Source organism: Actinacidiphila acididurans, assembly GCF_016918855.1.
GTDB lineage: Bacteria > Actinomycetota > Actinomycetes > Streptomycetales > Streptomycetaceae > Actinacidiphila > Actinacidiphila acididurans.
Map to the genome: position 1 here is coordinate 261,642 of NZ_JADKYB010000013.1, position 19,502 is coordinate 281,143.

Consider the following 19,502-nt stretch of genomic DNA (forward strand, 5'->3'; position numbering starts at 1 on the left):
GGCCGGCGCGAGGCCGACCGGGGCGGATACGGGAAAGCGGATGCGGGAAAGCTCCCGGTGGAACCCGGGCGGGTCAGCCGAGGGTGGCGAGCGCCTGGTTGAAGGCCGCCGACGGGCGCATCACGGCCGCCGCCTTCTGCGCGTCGGGCCGGTAGTAGCCGCCGATGTCGGCCGGGGAGCCCTGCACCGCGATCAGCTCGTCGACGATGGTCGTCTCCTGCTCGGCGAGGGTCTTGGCCAGGCCCTCGAAGGCGGTGGCGAGCTGCGGGTCCTCGCTCTGGCCGGCCAGCTCCTGGGCCCAGTACAGGGCCAGGTAGAAGTGGCTGCCGCGGTTGTCGATGCCGCCGAGCCGCCGGCTGGGCGACTTGTCCTCGTTGAGGAAGGTGCCGGTGGCCCGGTCCAGGGTGTCGGCCAGGATCTGGGCGCGGGCGTTGCCGGTGGTGCGGGCCAGGTGCTCGAAGCTGGCCGCGAGCGCGAAGAACTCGCCGAGGCTGTCCCAGCGCAGGTAGTTCTCCTTGACGAGCTGCTGGACGTGCTTGGGCGCGGAGCCGCCGGCGCCGGTCTCGAACAGCCCGCCGCCGCCGAGCAGCGGCACCACGGACAGCATCTTGGCGCTGGTGCCCAGCTCCAGGATCGGGAACAGGTCGGTCAGGTAGTCGCGCAGCACGTTGCCGGTGACCGAGATGGTGTTCTCGCCGCGGCGGATCCGCTCCAGCGAGAACGCGGTTGCGGCGGCCGGGTCGAGGATCTCGATCGTGAGGCCCTCGGTGTCGTGCTCGGGCAGGTACGCGCGGACCTTCTCGATCAGGTTGGCGTCGTGGGCGCGGGTCGCGTCCAGCCAGAAGACCGCCGGGTCGCCGCTGACGCGGGCCCGGGTGACGGCGAGCTTGACCCAGTCGCGGATCGGCAGGTCCTTGGTCTGGCACATCCGGAAGATGTCGCCGGCGCCGACGGTCTGCTCCAGGACGGCGTTGCCGGCCCCGTCGACCACCCGGACGGTGCCGGTGACCGGGATCTCGAAGGTCTTGTCGTGGCTGCCGTACTCCTCGGCGGCCTGCGCCATCAGGCCGACGTTGGGCACCGAGCCCATGGTGGCCGGGTCGAAGGCGCCGTGCGCCCGGCAGTCGTCGAGCACCGTCTGGTAGACGGCGGCGTAGGAGCTGTCGGGGATGACGGCGAGGGTGTCGGCCTCCTGGCCGTCCGGGCCCCACATGTGGCCGGAGGTGCGGATCATGGCCGGCATGGAGGCGTCGACGATGACGTCGCTGGGCACGTGCAGGTTGGTGATGCCGCGGTCGGAGTCGACCATGGCCAGCGCCGGGCCCTGCGCGAGCTCGGCCTCGATGGACGCCTTGATGGCCTCGCCCTCGGGCAGCGACTCGATGCCCTTGAGGATGCCGCCGAGGCCGTCGTTGGGGGTCAGGCCCGCGGCGGCGAACACCTCGCCGTACTCGGCGAAGGTCCGCGGGAAGAAGGCGCGCACCACGTGGCCGAAGACGATCGGGTCGGAGACCTTCATCATGGTGGCCTTCAGGTGCACCGAGAACAGCACGTCCTCGGCCTTGGCCCGGGCCACCTGGGCGGTCAGGAACTCGCGCAGCGCGGTCACCCGCAGCACGGAGGCGTCCACGACCTCGCCGGCCAGCACGGGCACGGACTCGCGCAGCACCGTGGTGCTGCCGTCGTCGCCGTGCAGTTCGATGCGCAGGCTGCCGGCCTCGGCGATCACGGCGGACTTCTCGGTGGAGCGGAAGTCGTCGGCGTCCATGGTGGCCACGTTGGTCTTGGAGTCGGCGCTCCAGGCACCCATGCGGTGCGGGTGGGCCTTGGCGTAGTTCTTCACCGAGGCGGGCGCGCGCCGGTCGGAGTTGCCCTGGCGCAGCACCGGGTTGACCGCGCTGCCCTTGACCTTGTCGTAGCGGGCGCGCACCTCCCGCTCCTCGTCGCTCTTGGGGTCGTCCGGGTAGTCCGGCAGGTCGTAGCCCTGCTCGCGCAGCTCGGCGATGGCCGCCTTGAGCTGCGGGAGCGACGCCGAGATGTTCGGCAGCTTGATGATGTTGGCTTCCGGCCGCTTGGACAGCTCGCCCAGCTCGGCCAGGGCGTCCGGGATGCGCTGCGCCTCGGTCAGGTGCTCCGGGAAGGCGGCGACGAGGCGGCCGGACAGCGAGATGTCCCGGGTCTCGACCCCGACACCCGCGGTGGACGCGTACGCCTCGATCACTGGCAGGAACGAGTACGTCGCCAGGGCCGGCGCCTCGTCGGTGTGCGTGTAGATGATGGTCGAGTCAGCCACCGGTCACTCCGCTCCAGTCTCGTAACTTTGCTCGACATCAAGATATCTCGTCCGCGGCACGCCCCGACCCGGCACCCGCCCGGGAGTGACCTGGGCCACTGTGCAGGGGCCACGAGGGGCCACGCACAGGTCCTGATCACCGGCAATACCTGGGGGTAACAACAGGCCACGGGGGTGAATGGTCTTGTTTCTCGGGACAGGCTCCAGCAATGTCGTGCGCATGCGCCCAGGACCGCGCTAACCGTCCCGTCCCCCCGTGCGGTCCGCCGTCATCGGGTGAGAGGGAGAGCGATGTCTGAATCACCGCCACAGACCGTCCGCGCGGCACAGCGGATCGGCGTGGTCGCGGAGTCCGCGGTCGGCGAGACCCGGGTCGCGGCCACCCCGGCCACCGTCCGCCAGCTGCGGAAACTCGGCTACGAAGTCGTCGTGGAGTCCGAGGCGGGCGCCGCGTCGGGCTTCACGGACGAGGCGTACGCGCAGGCCGGCGCACTGATCGGCGACGCCTGGCAGGCGGACGTCGTACTGAAAGTGAACGCGCCGTCCACCGAGGAGATCATCCGGCTGCCCGAGGGCGCCACCCTGATCGGCCTGATCGCCCCGGCGCTCAACCCGGAGCTGGTGGCCGAACTGTCGACCCGGCCGATCACCGTACTGGCCATGGACGCGGTGCCCCGCATCTCGCGCGCCCAGTCGATGGACGTGCTCAGCTCCATGGCCAACATCGCCGGCTACCGGGCGGTGATCGAGGCCGCCCACGTCTTCGGCCGCTTCTTCACCGGCCAGGTCACCGCGGCCGGCAAGGTGCCGCCGGCCAAGGTGCTGGTGGCCGGTGCGGGCGTGGCCGGCCTCGCGGCCATCGGCGCGGCCAGCAGCCTGGGCGCGGTGGTACGGGCCACCGACCCGCGGGCCGAGGTCGCCGACCAGGTGCGCTCGCTCGGCGGGGAGTTCCTGGCCGTCGAGGTCGAGCAGGAGGCCAGCACCGACGGCTACGCCCGGGCCACCTCGGAGGCCTACGACCGGCGCGCCGCGGAGATCTACACCGAGCAGGCCGCGGACGTGGACATCATCGTCACCACCGCGCTGATCCCGGGCCGCCCGGCGCCCCGGCTGGTCACCGCGGCCGACGTGGCGTCCATGAAGCCGGGCAGCGTGATCGTGGACATGGCCGCGGCCCAGGGCGGCAACGTCGAGGGCACGGTCACCGGCAAGGCCGTCGTCACCGACAACGGGGTGACGATCATCGGCTACACCGACCTGGCCGGCCGGCTGCCGGCCCAGGCGTCCCAGCTCTACGGCACCAATCTGGTCAACCTGCTGAAGCTGCTCACGCCCGGCAACGACGGGCGGCTCACGCTGGACTTCGACGACGTGGTGCAGCGCTCGGTGACGGTCGTGCGCGACGGCGAGACGACCTGGCCGCCGCCGCCCGTACAGGTCTCGGCGGCGCCCGCCCAGCAGCCGGCCGCCGTGCCGGCCGCGCCCCCGGAGCCGAAGAAGCCGCGGCTGAGCCCCGCCGCCCGACTCGGCCTGATCGGGCTGGGCATGGCCGCGATGTTCCTGCTGATCGCCTTCTCCCCCACACAACTCGCCGAGAACTTCACGGTGTTCGCGCTGGCCGTGGTGATCGGCTACTACGTCATCGGCAAGGTGCACCACGCCCTGCACACCCCGCTGATGTCGGTCACCAACGCGATCTCCGGGATCGTGGTGATCGGCGCGCTGCTGCAGATCGGCCACGACCGGGTGGCGGTGACCGTGCTGTCGTCCATCGCGATCCTGCTGACCAGCGTGAACATCTTCGGAGGATTCGCCGTCACCCGCCGCATGCTCGGCATGTTCTCGAAAGGCTGAGGTCCGATGACGTCTACCACGGCCACGCAGGCCGCCGACATCGTCGCGGCCCTGCTGTTCATCTTCAGCCTCGCCGGGCTGTCCCAGCACCGCACCTCGCGCGCGGGGGTGGTCTACGGGATCGGCGGCATGGCACTGGCGCTGGTCGCCACCGTCATCGTGGCGGGCCGGGACATCTCGGGCGGCTCCGTCGCCCTGATCGTCGTCATGATGGTGATCGGCGGTGCGGCCGGCCTGTGGCGGGCCCGCCAGGTCGAGATGACGCAGATGCCCGAACTCATCGCCGTCCTGCACAGCTTCGTCGGCCTGGCGGCGGTGCTGGTCGGCTGGAACAGCTACTACGAGGTCGAGTCGCACGGCGCGGCGCAGACCCGGATCGCCCACGACCTGCTGCGCATCCACCACGCCGAGGTGTTCATCGGCATCTTCATCGGCGCGGTCACCTTCACCGGCTCGATCATCGCCTTCCTGAAGCTGTCGGCCCGGATCAAGTCGCGGCCGCTGATGCTGCCCGGCAAGAACGCGCTGAACCTGGGCGCACTGGCCGCATTCGTCGCCCTGACCGTGTGGTTCACGGTCAGCCCGAACCTGGCGCTGATGATCGCGGTCACCGTGCTGGCGCTGGCCCTCGGCTGGCACCTGGTCGCCTCCATCGGCGGCGGCGACATGCCGGTCGTGGTCTCGATGCTCAACAGCTACTCCGGCTGGGCAGCGGCGGCGGCCGGCTTCCTGCTCAACAACAACCTGCTCATCGTCACCGGCGCGCTGGTGGGCTCCTCGGGTGCGTACCTGTCGTACATCATGTGCAAGGCGATGAACCGCTCCTTCATCTCGGTGATCGCCGGCGGCTTCGGCATCGAGGCGCCGTCCGGCGGCGACACCGAGCAGGGCGAGCACCGCGAGGCGAGCGCGGACGAGGTGGCCGAACTGCTCGGCGAGGCGCGGTCGGTGATCATCACCCCCGGGTACGGGATGGCGGTCGCGCAGGCCCAGCACCCGGTGGCCGAACTGACCCGGACACTGCGCGAGCGCGGCGTGGAGGTCCGGTTCGGCGTGCACCCGGTGGCCGGCCGGCTGCCCGGCCACATGAACGTGCTGCTGGCCGAGGCGAAGGTGCCGTACGACATCGTCCTGGAGATGGACGAGATCAACGACGACTTCGGCGACACCTCGGTGGTCCTGGTCATCGGCGCCAACGACACGGTCAACCCGGCCGCTACCGAGGACCCCACCAGCCCCATCGCCGGCATGCCGGTGCTGCGGGTCTGGGAGGCGGAGAACGTCATCGTCTTCAAGCGGTCCATGGCCTCGGGCTACGCCGGCGTGCAGAACCCGCTGTTCTTCCGGGACAACAGCCGCATGCTCTTCGGCGACGCCAAGCAGAGCGTAGAGGCGATCCTGCGCTCCCTGACCGCCCCGGGCACCCCCTCCGCCGTCGGCCAGGGCGCCCGCCCCTCCCAGCAGCCGACACCGGCCTGAGCCGGCTCCTCGCACGTGCGTAGGCCCCCGCCCGGCCCGGGCGGGGGCCTACGCATCTCCGTACGGCCTTCGTACGGGGCTTCGTACGGGGCTTCCTATGGCGCGCCCGCCGGCCTACTCCCCCGCCTCCCACAGGGCCGCGAACCGCTGGGCGCGCCGGGCCACCCGGTCCGGCCGCCAGTCCATCACCGTTCTGGTGTTGACGTCCCGCAGGTCCGCGGCGATCTCGTAGGACATCGAGTCGTCGAAGACGATGAAGTCGAGGGTCTCGTCCATCCGCACGATGGGCGACAGTTCCGACAGCACCAGCACCCGGACCTCGATGCCCAGACTCTGCTGGTCGTCGCAGAGCTGCCCCAGCTCCGGCCCGTTGTCCTCCGGGGTGCGCACGATGAACAGCCGGCGGATGCGCACCTGGCGCTCCTTGATGGCGTCGCGCTGGGCCCGCAGATAGCGCTGACCCAGTTCGCTGGTCCAGAAGCCGCGGTCCACGGGTGTGCTGGTGGCGTCGATGGTGTTGTTGGCGCATTGGGTCAGAGCCACGATCCAGTCGTGGTCCTCGCCCTCGTAGTCGACGAGCTTGCGGGTCAGGGCCTCCATCAGGTCGGTGAGGCCGGTGATCTGCTTGCTGATGAACGACTGCATGATCGGCGGCGCCCCCGACCCCGCCTCGGTTGCGCTGAGCAGCAGCTTGGTGACCTTCTCGGTCTGCAGCGTGGACCGGTCGACCAGGCCGAAGAGTTCGGTGACCTCGTTGATCCGGGCGAAGCCGCGGGCGACGAGTTCCTTCATCTCGGCGTTGTGCTCCGCGAGGGTGTCCTCGACGGAGCCGAGACGGCCCTCGAAGTCGACCATGTACTGGACGATGAGGGCCGCGCCGCCCAGGAAGATGGAGGCGGTCAGCTTCCACACCTCGGGCTGGTTGGCGATGTTGGTCAGGGCGTAGGTGACGCCGCCGACGACCGCTGTGAAGAGGGTCTTGAGCAGGAACGGCGGAAAACGCGGCGGCGTGGGGTGAACAGCCGCGGGAATCCCCCCGGTTGACGTTCCTTCCATGGTGTCTTCTCCCCCCGATGGGATCACGCGGGTACGCCCGTCAGTGGGCGGTCAGGGCGTCCCGGCGCAAGGTGATGGCCTGCAGAGCCAGTTGGTCCCGGATGCGCTGGACCAGGGTCTGCCATTGCCGGGTGAATCCCGGTTCCCGCTCCAGTACGTCCCACAGCGGGGCCAGGGTCCGGTCCACATGTGCGGTCGGCATCCACAGATGCAGCAGATGGTCGACGGCGGGCCGCAGGGACAGTACGGCCTCGGGTGCGTCGGCCGAGCCGAGCCGGCTGCGTTCGACCATCCGGACCAGGGTGGTCAGCAGCCAGTCGTGCAGGGCGAGGTCCTCGCACAGTGCCGCGGCGGCCGCCGGTGACACCCGGGCGGGCAGCCGCAGTTCGACGGTGCGCAGGCCGTCCTCGGCGAGGGTGAAGCTGTCGAGGGAGGGGCCCTCGCCGTCCAGTGCGCGCAGGGCCACCCAGCGCAGCCGGGTGCGCCGGGACTTGAAGGGGGCCCGCTGGTCCAGGGCGCGGTGCCGGGCCACCCGGGCCAGCAGGCGTTCGGCGACCGCCCCGAGGTCGAGTTCGCCGGGGCGGGCCCGGCCGGCGAGCAGGCCGTCCGCGACGGCGCGCTCGGGCAGTTTCCCGAGGGGTTCGACCACGCCGGGACGGGCCAGGTAGTGGCTCCAGGGGTGGCGGACGTCGGGGCCGGGGCCGGCCACCACGATGCTCGCGGTGGCCTGGAGCATCCGTCCCTCGGTGACGACCGCCCGGGCGGCGACGGTGCCGACCACGCGGGTACGGGCGCCGCCGGCCGCCGGGAGCCGGCAGTCCACGCCGGTCAGCACCTCGGGCGAGACCGCGTAGCCGTTGGGGCGCTCGGAGATCCGTACCCGCTCGTCGGGGCGTAACCGCAGCAGGTCCGCGACGGCGCGGGCGGGCAGGGACTCGCTGTGCTGCAGCAGGCCGGTGCGGACCTCGCCGCAGATCAGCACCGGATCCGCGGCCCGCCCCCACGCGGTCATCTCAGGTCCCCGGGTAGAAGACGTAGGAGATGCGCTCGGGGATCTCGTCCGGCAGCGGCAGGCCCTCGCCGGCCGCGCGGTCGGCGGCCTGCCGCATCGCCTGCGGGTCGGCCTCGATCTGGTCGAGCAGGACGCGGACGGCGTGCTCGATCGGCAGGAAGCGGGTGGGCAGCGCGGACCAGGTGCGGTACGCGGCGAAGGGCGCGGCTGCCGGGTTGAGCTGGATCACCGGCGGCAGGTCGTCCCAGTCCCGGGGAAAAGGCGCCTCCGGCCAGCTGCGGGGGCTGAGCACCGGCTCGCCGAGGTGGCGGAGCAGGCCGAGCCGGGCCAGCTGCCACACCGCGGCCAGGAAAGGGCAGGACCAGGTGCGCCGGCCGTCCTTCTCGTCCCACAGCTCGACGTCCAGGAAGACCGAGTGGCGGCGGGCGCCGGTCTCGCGCGGCGGCTGCCAGGGCGCCACGTGGGCCATCGCCTCGAGTGCGGTCTCCAGGCCCGGGGCGCGTTCGCCGTTGGCCAGCCAGCCGGTCTCCCGGGCCGGCGGGCGGGAGCCGTCGCTGCCCGGGGCCGGCGAGTCGACCAGCCGGCTCTCGACGGCCTCGGCGACCGCGGTGCCGTCGGCGACCGCGCAGGCCGACTCGCGGGCCAGGTAGTCGATGGTGAGCCCGGCCTTCTCTGCCTGGGCCAGCACCATCGGCACGAGTTCGGCGGGGGTGGAGAAGCGGGTGAAGTAGTCGTCGATGAGGAAACAGGTGCTCACCCGGGGCCGGCGCGCCTCGACCGCGGCCATGGCGTGCACCGCGTCGGCCCACGGCCGGACCCGGGCGAAGTGCTCGGCCAGCCGGTCCGCGCCGCCCTCGAAGTCCTCCATGTACAAGTGGCCGAGTTCCAGGGAGACATGGGCGAGCGGAACGGACTGGGTGCGCGGCTGGGCGGTGGTCTCGCGGTAGACGGCGGCGTCGGTCATGCCGGCCCCCATGCCTCGTCGTCGTCCAGCGCCTGCGCCAGGTCCTTGAGCGCCTGGAGTGTCTCCATGTTGGCGACCCGGCTGGAGAGCACGTCCTCGTCGGTGATGAGCTGCTCGCGCCATTGCAGGACGGGTTCGAGCGGGATGGAGCCGAGCATGCGGGTGTAGCCGACGTTGCGCTGCGCGGCCAGTTCGTTGAGGTCCTGGTCGCACTTGCGCATCCACGCCGACTGGGCGGGCGGCACCATCGCCCAGGGCGCGGCCTCGGGGTCGGGCACCGCGGCGCGCACGAAGCGGATCCGGTTGGCCAGGTCCTCCTCGTCGTGGCCGCGGGCCACACCGCCGGCGAGGATGCCGCGGCTGCCGAAGACCAGCCCGGAGGCGGCGATCACGTGCTGCCGGGTCCAGCGGTGGTAGACCAGCCAGCGGGAGCCGACCCCGCGCAGCTCCGGCAGGGAGGTGACCTCCAGCGCCATGTCCATCGCGAAGCTGCGCCCCGCGCTGAGGTCGACCACCACTATGTCGAACTCGGAGTTCAGCCGCAGGAAGAGGTCGGTGCAGCGGCGCAGGACGTCCTTGCCGACGGCGAACTCGCCGCCGCTGCGGTCGCCCGGCAGCAGCACCAGGTTGCCGGCGCCGGTGGGCCGGTCGCGCAGTACCTCGTGCTCGGTCTCGGCCCACACGTCGACCCGGACCGGCTCGGCGGCCTTGCCCCGCAGGTAGGTGTGGAGGCCGCCGGACTCGACGCCGCCCATGGCCTCGGGCACGTCGAAGACCGCGGCGGCGGTCGGTGAGCCGAAGTCGAAGTCGACGTAGGCCACGTCGTCACCGGCGAGGGCGCGGCGAAAGGCGACGTTGGCGCTGGTGACCGAGCGGCCGGTGCCTCCCTTGTCGGAGGCGGCGAAGACGAGCACGTGCTCACACCCCCCGGGAGGCGGTCTGCCGGGCCAGCGCCAGGGTGTCGAGCTCGCCGAGGATCTCCAGGGTGAGCGCGGCGGCGGTGCCGGGCTGGCGGTCGATGATCTCGCGGGCCCGGCGCAGCTTCACCTCCACGCCGGTGAGGGTGGTGCCGCGCGATCCCTCCTGGTGCGAGGTGGGTTCGAGCTGTTCGCTGCCCAGCAGGTGGGTGGCCTCGCTGAGCAGTGCGGAGGCCAGGGAGGCGAGTTCGGCGCTGCGGATGGGCGGCTGGATGTAGAGCCCGCGGGCGGCCACCATGCACTCGGTGACGCGCTCGGTCGTGCTCCAGGTCAGCCTGGCGTCCCCCATCGTCGTGTCGGGGTACAGGGCGCCCGGGTTGTCCCACAGGCCGGTGCCCTCGCCCTCGCGGATGCGGCGCCGCCAGACGTGGTCGAAGATGTCCTCGGCCAGCCGCAGCAGCCGGTCGTGCGAGGACGGGTTCCGGGACAGCGCGCACAGCTGGATGGTGCGTTTGAGCAACTGGGCCGAGAAGTCGCCCATCGTCCACATCATGGGCGGGCCGGCGGCGTCGCTGCCCTGGAGGGGGAGCTTGATGCCGGGGCTGTGCAACTGGACGGCGCCGTCCCGCAGCGTCATCCGGCTGGTGACGCGGGCGCGTTCGGCCAGCCGTTCCATGACGGCGACGGTACGGGTGAGGTCGTCGTCGGTGGCCCGCCGGCGGACCAGGTCCTGCACGAGGATGGCGGCCACCGACAGGGAGAAGTACTCCGATTCCTGCCGCTGTCCGGTGGTGCGCCAGGGGATGTCCTCCAGCGGCCAGGCGCCGTCCCCGAACCGGGCGATGCCGGACCAGTACTGCTGGGTGATCTCCCACCGCAGGCGTAACGCGTCGGCCAGCCGCTGCTGTTCGGCATTGAGCAGGCCCAGGGTCAGGGTCCGGTCGGAGAACAGGTCCTGGATGCCGTCGAGGGCGACCACCGTGAAGTAGAGATAGGGGACGGACCGGGCGATGCCGTCGGGCTGCGGTCCGATGTCCGCGGTGGTCTCCACCAGCGGGGCGTCCTTGACCAGGCTCCAGGACCAGCCGCACTCGAAGAGCTGGTTCTCGTCGCGCAGCCGGTCGGCGACGTCGACGCCGAGCACCAGGCTGTCGCCGATGATGGAGCGCAGTGACCGGAAGCGGCGCTGGAACTGCTGCAGGACCACCCGGTCGGAGGCCTGGCCCTGGCCGAGCAGCTTGCACAGGGTGCGGCCCTGCGGCTCCTCCGGGTCGAAGACGTTGACCGAGAAGGAGCGCAGCATGCTCACCATGGCGGCGGTCAGCCGGGTCTCGGTGGCGGCCCTGAGTTCGTCGATCAGGGCGCGGATCTCGCCCCGGCGGGTCTTGGTCTCGTAGACCTTGAGGAAGCCGAGGGTGGCCAGCGACAGCGTGATCGACATGGAGAAGGAGTCCACGACGCCCAGGGCGCGCTGTTCCTCGGTCAGGACGTGCTCCGGGTCGCGCGGGCTGAAGTAGTGGCCGCCGGAGAAGCTGGGCCGCTTGTCGTCCGTGGTGTGGGTGCGCATGAAATCGGCGAGGATGCCGACGATCTTGGCCGGGATCTCCAGCCGCCCGCCGGCGTTCTTCAGCGCGGTCTGCACATCGCGTTCGGTGGTGTCCGGCTCGTCGAGCCGGAACGCCGGGATTTCGGTGGCCGGATACATCAGGCACAGCAGTCGTTCGGCGTCGGCCACGCTGCTGAGGCCGCCGGTGCGGCCCCATTCCCATTCACCGTCCGTGAAGGAATGGCGTGATATCGCCTGCCACACTTCCAGCAGGTGTTGCCGCGGCTTGATCTGCATCCCCCCACACCTCTCGGTCAGGTGCTCGTGCGACGAACTCGTGAATCATTGGTCGGTGTCCGGCGAATCGGCGGCCCGGGGCGAACGGGGCACCGCGACCGGGTTATTCGGAACTGCGGCGTCCGCAGGCGACGATCATTCCCTCGTAACCCGGGCGGAGCGGTCCGTCCGGCATGCCGATGGAACGCAGTACGATCTTTCCCTCGGACAACGGAGTCAATGCCTCCCCTACTTCGGTCTCCCCGACACTGCACGCCGGGAAACGGTGACTGCCGACCTCGTATCCGACCGATCCTTCCATGAAGGCGGCCGCATAGGGAGCCCCCGGCTCGAGGGCGCGCAAAAAGCGCTCCACACCTGTCCGGAACTCCTCGTACGAAGTGGACATCGACTCCGCGACGAAGAACATCGTCCCCATCGACCACTGTTCCCGGTCCGGGTCGAGATCGAAGAGATTTCCCTCCCTGATCTCGACGGTCCTTTTGAAGCGGGCGCGCGGGTCCTCGGCGAGATCGCGGTACGCGCCCTCCTTCGTGAGGACGTCCCAGAACGGATTCCAGTTGCTGTCGTAGTCCGAGCGCTGGGCGTGCAGGTACTGCACATTGGCGGCCGAGCGCTCGAGGAGGGTGATCTCGTCGCACCACGGGAGCATGGCGAGGGCGGGGTAGAGGTTCGCGCCCGCTCCCACGTCGATTCCGCGGCGGGGGCCCGCGGAAGCAGTGGAGGCGGAGCGGAAGTGATCGCTGAAATGATCCCGGACGGCGATCAGGATCTCTTCGTCGTCCGACCGCAGGAGCCGGTAATTGTGATCGACATAAGCGGCCGGGTCGAATGAGTCCCAGGGCGCGTCCGCATTCAACTCGTGCCTGGTCCGGGGTGGGTCGCCAAGGGCGACATCATGCGATCTCTGATCCATCGTCCAAGGATAGAGCCTGGAAGGGGTCCTTCGGACCCACTGGCACAAGGGGCGGGGAGCACAACTGCGCGTCACGGGTTCGCAGGGCGCACGAGGGGCGCGCTGGGGCGTCTGCCCGATTGAGTGCGGATCCTGCCTTGAAGGACGTGTTCGCACGGGGTGATGCTGTTCTGATCCGTGACTGCCAGGGTACAGCAGGATCGGAAGGCACAACTGCGCCACCAGTTCACGTACCACCGCGCTACGACACCGTACCGCGAATTCACTCGAACGGATCGCATTGCCGATGGCATATCCACTGCGAGCCACCTGTCCGAACCGAACGGAAGGAGCGGAATCAACGGCATGACTACTCCCCTTCCCGGCACCGGCGGCCGTCCGGCCGGTCTGCCCGTCGCAGCCCCGCTGTTCGTCACCGCGGACGGACTGCCGCTGCGGCTGAGACCGGCCGGCGAGGAGGACCTGCCGGAATTGCACCGGCTGGACCGTGAGATCTTCAAGGAGCACGCCTATCCCTATTTCGCCCTCCGCCAGCTCTACGACCTCTTCCACGCCGACCTGTTCGTGCTGGACGACGGCCGCGGCTTCCACGGCTACGTGATGGCCGGGGTGAACGCCGACCGCGAGGGCTGGATCCTGGGCCTGGCCATCGATCCGCGACGGCGCGGGCAGGGCCTGGGCCGCCGGCTGATGGCGGAGTCGCTGCGGCGGCTGCGCGCGCACGGCGTACCGGCGGTCTGCCTGACCGTCGAGCCGGGCAACGCCACCGCCATCGATCTGTACGCGTCACTGGGCTTCCGGCCCGTCGGGCACCGCAAGGGCTACTTCGGCCCGGACGCGGACCGGCTGGTCATGGAACTGACGCTGGTCTGAGTCGCGGGGCCGTGTGCCCGGGTCCGTGCCCACGGGCTCCCCGGGCCTCCCCTCCCGGCCCCCTGCGGCCCGGATTCCCCTTCCCGGGCCACCTTCTTGTTCCTTCCCTCCATCGGAGTAACCGCACGGGCATTGCCCCTTTGTGCATGGTTCCGTGGGAAGGAGCAGTGCAGCCGAAACAGCCTCAGCCGGCCGGAGGACGGCCGGCGGGAAGCGGGTACTCATGGCGGAGGAACGAGACCGAAGGTCCGAGCCCAGATTCGGCGGACTGATCGGCGAACTCTCGGCCGAGTTCGCGGGGACGATGATCCTCATCCTGTTCGGCGTCGGCGTGGTCGCCCAGGTGGTGGCCGGCGGCGCGCTGACCAGTCCCCCCGGCGGACTGGGCAACCACGACTCCATCGCCTGGGCCTGGGGCATCGGCGTCACGCTCGGCGTGTACACGGCTGCCCGGCTCAGCGGTGGCCATCTCAACCCCGCGGTGACCCTGGCGCTGGCGGCGTTCAAGGGGTTCTCCTGGCGAAAGGTCCTGCCGTACTGGATCGCCCAGTTCCTCGGCGCCTTCGTGGCCGCCCTGCTCGTGCGCTGGAACTACACCGAGGTGCTGGGGCACGCCGACCCGGGGCACACCATCAAGACGCAGTTCGTGTTCTCCACCCTGCCCGGCAACGGCAACCCGGCGGCCGGGGTGCACGAATGGGGCGCCTTCCGCGACCAGATCATCGGTACCGCGATCCTGATGCTGCTGATCTTCGCCCTCACCGATGTGCTGAACAACCCGCCGCGGGCCAACCTGGCGCCCTGGATCATCGGCCTGGTCGTGGTGGCGATCGGCATGGCGTGGGGCACCGACGCCGGGTACGCGATCAACCCGGCCCGTGACTTCGGGCCGCGGCTGGCCAGTTACGCCACCGGCTACAACACCGCCTGGCGAGATCAATGGGGCAATCTCTACTGGTGGGTGCCGGTTGTCGCGCCGCTGCTCGGCGGCCTGGTCGGAGCGGCCCTGTACAAGCTGTTCGTCGGCAACTTCCTGCCCCGAGCCGAACCCGAGCCGCCCGGTCGCGTACCGGCCCCGGAAGAGGCCTGACACCCCCTGACGAGTCTGACGACGCGAGGAGGCCGGACCGCCCGCCCGGGCGGTCCGGCACCGACACCGACCGTCCCCCCAGCCGAGAGGACAGTCCCCCACGAGAGGCAGGAAGCCATGCCGGACTTCGTCGGCGCGGTGGACCAGGGGACCACCAGCAGCCGTTTCATGATCTTCGACCACGACGGCAACGAAGTGGCCAAGCACCAACTGGAGCACACCCAGTACCTGCCGCGTCCCGGCTGGGTGGAGCACGACCCGGTGGAGATCTGGGAGCGGACCAACGTGGCCATCCAGAACGCGATCCGCTCGGCCGGCATCTCCGCCGCCGACCTCGCGGCCATCGGCATCACCAACCAGCGGGAGACCACGGTGGTGTGGGACCCGCGCAACGGGCAGCCGTACGGCAACGCGATCGTCTGGCAGGACACCCGCACCGACCGGATCGCCTCGGCGCTGGAGCGCGACGGCCACGGCGACCTGATCCGCCGCCGGGCCGGCCTGCCGCCGGCCACGTACTTCTCCGGGGGCAAGATCAAGTGGATCCTGGAGAACGTCGACGGGGTACGGGAGGCCGCCGAGCAGGGCAACGCGGTGTTCGGCACCACCGACTCGTGGGTGCTGTGGAACCTCACCGGCGGCCCCAACGGCGGCATTCACGCCACCGACGTCACCAACGCCAGCCGCACCATGCTGATGGACCTGGAGACGCTGGACTGGGACGACGAGCTCCTGGAGATCTTCGGCATCCCGCGGGCGATGCTGCCGACGATCCACCCCTCCTCCGACCCGGAGGCGTTCGGCCGCAGCCGCACCACCCGGCCGACCCGCACCGAAGTGCCCATCACCGGGGTGCTGGGCGACCAGCAGGCGGCCACCGTCGGCCAGGTCTGCTTCGCCGTCGGCGAGGCGAAGAACACCTACGGCACCGGCAACTTCCTGCTGCTGAACACCGGTGAGGAGGCCGTGCGTTCCGAGCACGGGCTGATCACCACGGTCGCCTACAAGTTCGGCGACGCGCCGGCGATCTACGCCCTGGAGGGGTCGATCGCCGTCACCGGCGCGGCGGTGCAGTGGCTGCGCGACCAGATGCACGCCATCACCGACGCGGCGGAGAGCGAACGGCTGGCCCGTACGGTGGAGGGCAGCGAGGGCGTCTACTTCGTGCCGGCCTTCTCCGGCCTGTTCGCGCCCTACTGGCGGTCCGACGCCCGCGGCGCGATCGTGGGCCTGGCCCGCTACCACACCAACGGCCACCTGGCGCGGGCGACGCTGGAGTCGATCTGCTACCAGAGCAAGGACGTGGTGGAGGCCATGGAGCAGGACTCCGGGGTCCACCTGGACGTGCTCAAGGTGGACGGCGGGGTCACCGCCAACGACCTGTGCATGCAGACGCAGGCCGACATCCTCGGCGTCCCGGTCAGCCGCCCGGTGGTGGCCGAGACCACCGCGCTCGGCGCGGCCTACGCGGCGGGCCTGGCGGTCGGCTTCTGGGCGGACACCGACGAGCTGCGCGAGCACTGGCACGAGTCGCGCCGCTGGGAGCCGCAGTGGTCCGACGAGCAGCGCGACCACGGCTTCGCCGGCTGGAAGAAGGCGGTGGAGCGCACCTTGAACTGGGTGGAGGTCGACTAGCCGCACCCGGCCACGCCGCCCCCGCCGTTCGCGGACCGCCCGCGGACCGACCGCGGACCGGCCCCGTACGCCGCTCCTCCACCCCGTACGCCACCGCCCCCGCCCCCTTCCGCACCCCGCGGGAGGGGGCGGGGGTATCCGTGGAGGGGGTCCGAGTGCCAGACTGCGCCATACACGTATTCGGACACCCGTGTCCGGATACCGCAGGCGGGGACGGGCGACGAGGACGGGAGCGGCATGCCGGGCGCGGTGATCATCGGCAGTGAGCGCAGTGAAATAGGTCTTCCGGCGGGGATGGACATCCTGCGCCGCGGCGGCTCGGCACTGGACGCGGTGGAGGCGGCGATGCGCCGCTGCGAGGACAATCCGGCCGACCATTACGTCGGGACCGCGGGCCTGCCCAACGCGCAGGGCGTGGTGGAGCTGGACGCGTCGCTGATGCTCGGCTCGGGGCGGCAGTTCGGCGCGGTGGCCGCGCTGCGCGACTACCCCAACCCGATATCGGTGGCCCGCGCGGTGCTGGAGAAGCTGCCGCAGCACAGCCTGCTGGTCGGCGAGGGCGCGGCGCTGTTCGCCAAGGAGTGCGGCTTCACCACCGCCGACCTGCTCACCGACGCCTCCCGCGAGCAGTGGCGCAAGCAGGTCGCCGACTCCCGCGAGGCGGTGGAGGGCGAGAACACCGGGGCCACCGAGGGCGACCGGCGCTACCGTAGCAGCGCGCTGGAGCTCATCCGCCGGCTCGCCCCGCACGACGGGCCGTGGGGCACCATCAACATCATCGCGCTGGACGCCTCGGGCGAGATGTGCGTGGGCGTGTCCACCTCGGGCTTCCCGTACAAGTACCCGGGCCGGGTGGGCGATTCGGCGCTGCCGGGCGCGGGCAACTGGTGCGACCTGCGGGCCGGGGGCGCGGCCTGCACCGGCCGGGGCGAGCTGAGCATGCGCGGCGGCACGGCGCGGACCGTGGTCGACCTGATGGCCGCCGGGCAGGATCCGGCGCAGGCGTGCCGGGCGGCGCTGGCCGACGCGGCCACCCTGCCCGACGACTACCGCTCCGAACTGCGGGCGCTGGCGCTCACCCCGGACGGGCGGCACGGCGGCGCGGCCGGCCAGGAGGGAAGCGTGTACGCGCTGATGACGGAGTCGTCCACGGAGCCCGAGTTCCGTCCCCGGGTGGTGCTGTGAAGATCTTCCTCTCCTCCGACATGGAGGGCACGGCGGGTGTGGTGGACTGGGCGCAGTGCCGCCCCGGCCAGAGCGAGTACGAGCACTACCGCACGCTGCTCCAGGCCGAGGTCAACGCGGCGATCGAGGGCGCGATCGCGGGCGGCGCGGACGAGTTCCTGGTCAACGACTCGCACTCCACGATGGCCAACCTGCGCCCGGCCGAACTGGCGGGCCGGGCCCGCTACTTGTCCGGGCGGCACAAGCCGCTCTACATGATGCAGGGCCTGGACTCGTCCTTCGACGGCATCTTCTACGTCTCCTATCACGGCTCGATGGCCGGTCCGCGGGCCACGCTGTCGCACACGTACAACCCGGTGGCGATCGCGGAGGTACGGCTGAACGGCGTGCCGGCCGGGGAGAGCGGGATCAACGCGCTGGTGGCGCTGGGTCACGGGGTGCCGGTGCTGCTGATCACCGGGGACGAGACGACGGCCGCGGAGGCCGAGCCGTTCTGCCCGGCGGTGGTGCCGGCGGTGGTGAAGTCGTCGGTGTCGCGGTTCGCCGCCGACAGCATGCACCCGTTCCAGGCCCGGGAGGTGATCCGGGAGGCGGCCCGCCGGGCGGTGGAGTCGCTGCCGTCGGCGGCCCTGCCGGCGATCGAGCTGCCGGCCACGCTGACCGTACGGCTGCGCAACCCGGATCTGGCGGAGATGGCCACCTGGATCAGCGGGGTCGAGGCCGACCCGGACGACCCGGTGACCGTCCGCATCACGGACACCGATCCGATCCGGCTGTACCGCACGTTCGTCACCATGGTGATCCTCACCCGGGGCATCGCCGAGTAGGCGTACCCGGCGGGGAACACCGTTACCCCCACGGGAACACCGCCCCGAGCGACGAGCCCTGAAGCCGGGCGCGGCCTTTGTGCCGCGCCCGGCTTTCGTATGCCGCAAAACTCGCCCGCCCTTCGTCCGTCTTTGGCGAAAAGGCGCGCCCGATACTCGGATCCGGAGTTCACATGTTGACGATGAGCCGGGTGAGCACCACCGCGCGGGCGGACTGAAAGCGCGCTCTGGGCGGCTCGCACCGGATGGTCTCGCTTCAACTGTCAATTTGCGTTCACTTATTGACGAACCGTCATGGTGGCCGGTTGACTCACCGGCACCTGGGCCGCGGTGTGGCGGCCCTGTCCGGGAGGCGACGTTCCATGAACGGGATCAAGCGCGGGTTGCTCGTGGGAACTGCCGTGGTGTCCTTGGCACTCACGATGGGCGCGTGCGGAAAGACCGGCGGCTCGAAATCGGACAGCTCCCCGAGCTCCGGTACCAGCTCCAGCAGCAACTCCGGCGGCGGCGGGGGCAACCAGAGCATCGGTCTGCTGCTGCCCGACACGGTCACCGCCCGGTACGAGCAGTTCGACAAGCCGCTGATGGAGGCGAAGATCAAGGAACTGTGCCCCAGCTGCACGGTGACCTACGACAACGCCGCCGGTGACGCCTCCAAGCAGGCCCAGCAGGTCAACAGCATGATCACCAAGGGCGTGAAGGTCCTGATCCTGGACGCGCAGGACGCGGTCGGCATCAAGTCCTCCGTGCAGGCGGCGGTCGACAAGGGCATCAAGGTCGTCGCGTACGACCGTCTCGCGCAGGGCCCGGTCTCGGCGTACGTGAGCTACGACAACGAGAAGGTCGGCGAGCTCCAGGGGCAGGCGCTGCTGGACGCGCTCGGCGCGAAGGCCAACCCGAACGCGAAGATCGTCATGATCAACGGTGACGACGCCGACCCCAACGCGGCGCAGTTCAAGGCCGGTGCGCACAAGGTGCTGGACGGCAAGGTGAAGATCGCCTACGAGCAGTCCGGGCTGTGGAAGGACACCGTCGCCAACCAGAAGGTGACCGCGGCGATCACCCAGCTGGGCAAGAACAACATCGCGGCGGTGTACTCGGCCAACGACACCATGGCCGGCGGTATCGCCACCGCCCTGAAGGGCGCGGGCATCAACGTGCCGCTGACCGGACAGGACGCGGAACTGGCGGCGATCCAGCGGATCCTGGCCGGCCAGCAGACCGCCACGGTCTACAAGGCGTACAAGCCGGAGGCCGACGCCACCGCCGAGATCGCGGTGGACCTGCTCCAGGGCAAGGACTTCACGTCGGTCGCGACCAACTCCGCCACCAGCGGCTCCGGTCAGCAGGTGCCCGCCAAGCTGCTCACCGCCATCTCGGTGACCAAGTCCAACATCAAGGACACCGTCATCAAGGACGGCATGTACAGCGTCGGGCAGGTCTGCACCGGCCAGTACGCCCAGCTCTGCAAGGACAACGGCATCCAGTAGCCGGCTCCTGCGGCTCTCGGAGCCGAGCCGAAACAGCCGACGCCGGCCGGGTCACGCGGATCCGGCCG

Annotated in this window: 15 protein-coding genes; 8 read left to right on the forward strand and 7 right to left on the reverse strand. The window is 70.7% G+C overall.

Features of this window, described 5'->3' with window-relative positions; genetic code table 11:
- Positions 1-73: 73 nt before the first annotated feature.
- The gene (locus ITX44_RS24370) at positions 74-2,293 is read right to left on the reverse strand and encodes an NADP-dependent isocitrate dehydrogenase (RefSeq protein ID WP_205359476.1); all 2,220 of its coding nucleotides are present in this window, start codon (positions 2,291-2,293) and stop codon (positions 74-76) included.
- Between the two features lie 291 nt (positions 2,294-2,584).
- Between ITX44_RS24370 and ITX44_RS24375 the strand changes: the two genes are divergently transcribed.
- Both ITX44_RS24375 and pntB read left to right on the forward strand, forming a co-directional pair.
- Complete coding sequence (locus tag ITX44_RS24375; RefSeq protein ID WP_205359477.1) at positions 2,585-4,147, forward strand: Re/Si-specific NAD(P)(+) transhydrogenase subunit alpha; 1,563 nt, start codon at positions 2,585-2,587, stop codon at positions 4,145-4,147.
- 6 nt (positions 4,148-4,153) lie between these two features.
- The gene (gene pntB, locus ITX44_RS24380) at positions 4,154-5,626 is read left to right on the forward strand and encodes a Re/Si-specific NAD(P)(+) transhydrogenase subunit beta (RefSeq protein WP_205359478.1); all 1,473 of its coding nucleotides are present in this window, start codon (positions 4,154-4,156) and stop codon (positions 5,624-5,626) included.
- Positions 5,627-5,740: 114 nt separating this feature from the next.
- Here pntB and ITX44_RS24385 read toward each other — a convergent pair whose 3' ends face one another.
- The 6 genes from ITX44_RS24385 to ITX44_RS24410 form a co-directional block, all read right to left on the reverse strand.
- On the reverse strand, positions 5,741-6,682 hold the full coding sequence (locus ITX44_RS24385; protein ID WP_205359479.1) for a hypothetical protein: 942 nt from the start codon (positions 6,680-6,682) through the stop codon (positions 5,741-5,743).
- A 40-nt stretch (positions 6,683-6,722) separates the two neighbouring features.
- Entirely contained in the window at positions 6,723-7,694 is a 972-nt protein-coding gene (locus tag ITX44_RS24390; RefSeq protein WP_205359480.1) for an SCO2521 family protein, read from the reverse strand.
- A 1-nt stretch (position 7,695) separates the two neighbouring features.
- Entirely contained in the window at positions 7,696-8,658 is a 963-nt protein-coding gene (locus tag ITX44_RS24395; RefSeq protein WP_205359481.1) for an SCO2522 family protein, read from the reverse strand.
- Positions 8,655-9,572 carry an SCO2523 family variant P-loop protein gene (locus tag ITX44_RS24400; RefSeq protein WP_205359482.1) on the reverse strand — a complete coding sequence of 306 codons (918 nt, stop codon included), beginning with the start codon at positions 9,570-9,572 and terminating at the stop codon, positions 8,655-8,657. The genes ITX44_RS24395 and ITX44_RS24400 overlap by 4 nt, the downstream gene beginning before the upstream one ends.
- Before the next feature lie 4 nt (positions 9,573-9,576).
- Positions 9,577-11,418: an SCO2524 family protein gene (locus ITX44_RS24405; RefSeq protein ID WP_205359483.1), complete on the reverse strand. Its 1,842-nt coding sequence runs from the start codon at positions 11,416-11,418 to the stop codon at positions 9,577-9,579.
- Positions 11,419-11,521: 103 nt separating this feature from the next.
- Complete coding sequence (locus ITX44_RS24410; protein WP_205359484.1) at positions 11,522-12,334, reverse strand: SCO2525 family SAM-dependent methyltransferase; 813 nt, start codon at positions 12,332-12,334, stop codon at positions 11,522-11,524.
- A gap of 345 nt (positions 12,335-12,679) precedes the next feature.
- On the opposite strand from ITX44_RS24410, the gene ITX44_RS24415 reads away from it, so the two are divergent.
- From ITX44_RS24415 to ITX44_RS24440, 6 genes are all read left to right on the forward strand, one after another.
- Entirely contained in the window at positions 12,680-13,207 is a 528-nt protein-coding gene (locus tag ITX44_RS24415; protein WP_205359485.1) for a GNAT family N-acetyltransferase, read from the forward strand.
- Positions 13,208-13,430: 223 nt separating this feature from the next.
- Positions 13,431-14,297: an MIP/aquaporin family protein gene (locus tag ITX44_RS24420; protein ID WP_205359486.1), complete on the forward strand. Its 867-nt coding sequence runs from the start codon at positions 13,431-13,433 to the stop codon at positions 14,295-14,297.
- Positions 14,298-14,414: 117 nt separating this feature from the next.
- On the forward strand, positions 14,415-15,932 hold the full coding sequence (gene glpK, locus ITX44_RS24425; protein WP_205359487.1) for a glycerol kinase GlpK: 1,518 nt from the start codon (positions 14,415-14,417) through the stop codon (positions 15,930-15,932).
- A 237-nt stretch (positions 15,933-16,169) separates the two neighbouring features.
- Positions 16,170-17,117 carry a glycosylasparaginase gene (locus ITX44_RS24430; protein ID WP_205359488.1) on the forward strand — a complete coding sequence of 316 codons (948 nt, stop codon included), beginning with the start codon at positions 16,170-16,172 and terminating at the stop codon, positions 17,115-17,117.
- Entirely contained in the window at positions 17,114-17,944 is an 831-nt protein-coding gene (locus ITX44_RS24435) for a M55 family metallopeptidase (protein WP_205359489.1), read from the forward strand. Before ITX44_RS24430 ends, ITX44_RS24435 begins: the two co-directional genes overlap by 4 nt.
- Positions 17,945-18,306: 362 nt before the next feature.
- Entirely contained in the window at positions 18,307-19,434 is a 1,128-nt protein-coding gene (locus ITX44_RS24440; protein WP_205359490.1) for a sugar ABC transporter substrate-binding protein, read from the forward strand.
- Positions 19,435-19,502 lie beyond the last annotated feature (68 nt).

Coding starts and splice junctions, on each gene's coding strand:
- ITX44_RS24385 (WP_205359479.1), bottom strand. CDS start 6,682: ATGGAAGGAACGTCAACCGGGGGGATTCCCGCGGCTGTTCACCCCACG.
- ITX44_RS24415 (WP_205359485.1), top strand. CDS start 12,680: ATGACTACTCCCCTTCCCGGCACCGGCGGCCGTCCGGCCGGTCTGCCC.
- ITX44_RS24440 (WP_205359490.1), top strand. CDS start 18,307: ATGAACGGGATCAAGCGCGGGTTGCTCGTGGGAACTGCCGTGGTGTCC.
- ITX44_RS24420 (WP_205359486.1), top strand. CDS start 13,431: ATGGCGGAGGAACGAGACCGAAGGTCCGAGCCCAGATTCGGCGGACTG.
- ITX44_RS24390 (WP_205359480.1), bottom strand. CDS start 7,694: ATGACCGCGTGGGGGCGGGCCGCGGATCCGGTGCTGATCTGCGGCGAG.
- ITX44_RS24410 (WP_205359484.1), bottom strand. CDS start 12,334: ATGGATCAGAGATCGCATGATGTCGCCCTTGGCGACCCACCCCGGACC.
- ITX44_RS24395 (WP_205359481.1), bottom strand. CDS start 8,658: ATGACCGACGCCGCCGTCTACCGCGAGACCACCGCCCAGCCGCGCACC.
- pntB (WP_205359478.1), top strand. CDS start 4,154: ATGACGTCTACCACGGCCACGCAGGCCGCCGACATCGTCGCGGCCCTG.
- ITX44_RS24375 (WP_205359477.1), top strand. CDS start 2,585: ATGTCTGAATCACCGCCACAGACCGTCCGCGCGGCACAGCGGATCGGC.
- ITX44_RS24430 (WP_205359488.1), top strand. CDS start 16,170: ATGCCGGGCGCGGTGATCATCGGCAGTGAGCGCAGTGAAATAGGTCTT.
- glpK (WP_205359487.1), top strand. CDS start 14,415: ATGCCGGACTTCGTCGGCGCGGTGGACCAGGGGACCACCAGCAGCCGT.
- ITX44_RS24405 (WP_205359483.1), bottom strand. CDS start 11,418: ATGCAGATCAAGCCGCGGCAACACCTGCTGGAAGTGTGGCAGGCGATA.